The organism is Microbacterium sp. K41 (assembly GCF_004794395.1).
GTDB lineage: Bacteria > Actinomycetota > Actinomycetes > Actinomycetales > Microbacteriaceae > Microbacterium > Microbacterium sufflavum.
Genome location: NZ_SSDO01000052.1, coordinates 1 through 1,096, shown reverse-complemented (window position 1 = coordinate 1,096; position 1,096 = coordinate 1). Strand labels below are relative to the sequence as shown.

Genomic DNA, 1,096 nt, shown 5'->3' with positions numbered 1-1,096 from the left:
GTTGCGCGCCCCGGGCGCCCGACCCCGCGCGATAGCCGGCGGGTCCCGACTCCACCACGGCCGCGCCGGGCGTGCGGGCGTTGAGGGCGGCGACGTACGACCGGATGCTCCGCGGGGTCACGCCGAGGAGGTCGGCCAGGCTCCCGGCGGTCGCCCAGCCCTCCTGCCGCAGCAGCAGCGCGAGGAGCTGATCCTGGCGCTGGCGCGACATGACTCCCCCTGCTCTGGCGTGCTGACCGCACTGTCTCGACGTGTCTCCATGATGTCAGCCCGACGGGCGGGGCGCGCGGAAACCGAGGTTCCGCAGGGGCGGAAAGGAACGTGTTGGCGCGACCCCGCTCCGCGTTCTCAGACTGTTCTCAGGAAAGGCGGCATCGATGAGGATCCTCGTGGTGTGCGGCGCTGGCGCGTCGAGCACGTTCGTCGCGCAGCGGTTGCGCAGGGCGGCGGAGTCCGTCGGCCTGGACTGGGATGCGGCGGCCGGAACGGAGAGCTCCGTCGCCGCAGGGCGCCACGACCTCGTGCTCATCGGCCCGCACCTCGGCGACCGGCTCGCCGACATCCGCCGCGTCGCCGACGGCCCGGTGGCGCTGCTGCCCGACGACGTCTTCGCCGACCGCGACGGCAGCCGCACCCTCCGGCTTGCCCGCTCGATCCTCGCCGACGCCGGCGAGACACCGAAAGGAACACCATGACCGCCACTCGCACCGTCCGGATCGGCTCCTCGCACGGCCTGCACGCCCGCCCCGCGAAGATCTTCGCGCAGGCGGCCAAGGATTCCGGTCTCGCCGTGACCATCGCGAAGGACTCCGGCAAGCCGGTCAACGCCGCCAGCATCCTCGGCGTCATCGCGCTCGCGGTCGAGCACGGCGACTACGTCACGCTCACGGCCGAGGGCGACGGCGCGGAGGACGTGCTGGACACGCTCACCGAGCTGCTGACCACCGATCACGATCAGGACGCGGCCGGATGAGCGAGCTGCGCGGGGTGGGAATCGGCCTCGGCGTCGCCCAGGGACCGGTCGTCCGGATGACCGAGGCACTGCCGGCGCCGGACGACTCGCCCAGCACCGCGGGCGCCGATGCCGAGCGCGCGC

3 protein-coding genes are annotated in these 1,096 nt (G+C 73.4%); 2 read left to right on the top strand and 1 reads right to left on the bottom strand.

What is annotated here, in order from left to right; all coding sequences use genetic code 11:
• Positions 1–211: helix-turn-helix domain-containing protein (locus DW309_RS00785; protein ID WP_136044248.1), on the bottom strand; the 211-nt coding region annotated here is incomplete at its 3' end.
• A 166-nt stretch (positions 212–377) separates the two neighbouring features.
• Here DW309_RS00785 and DW309_RS00780 point away from each other — a divergent pair.
• Together DW309_RS00780 and DW309_RS00775 are read left to right on the top strand one after the other, a co-directional pair.
• On the top strand, positions 378–695 hold the full coding sequence (locus DW309_RS00780) for a PTS sugar transporter subunit IIB (protein WP_136030339.1): 318 nt from the start codon (positions 378–380) through the stop codon (positions 693–695).
• A complete protein-coding gene (locus DW309_RS00775; RefSeq protein ID WP_136030342.1) occupies positions 692–973 on the top strand; it encodes an HPr family phosphocarrier protein in 282 nt (93 codons plus the stop codon). The genes DW309_RS00780 and DW309_RS00775 overlap by 4 nt, the downstream gene beginning before the upstream one ends.
• Positions 974–1,096: the final 123 nt, after the last annotated feature.

Coding starts and splice junctions, on each gene's coding strand:
- DW309_RS00780 (WP_136030339.1), top strand. CDS start 378: ATGAGGATCCTCGTGGTGTGCGGCGCTGGCGCGTCGAGCACGTTCGTC.
- DW309_RS00775 (WP_136030342.1), top strand. CDS start 692: ATGACCGCCACTCGCACCGTCCGGATCGGCTCCTCGCACGGCCTGCAC.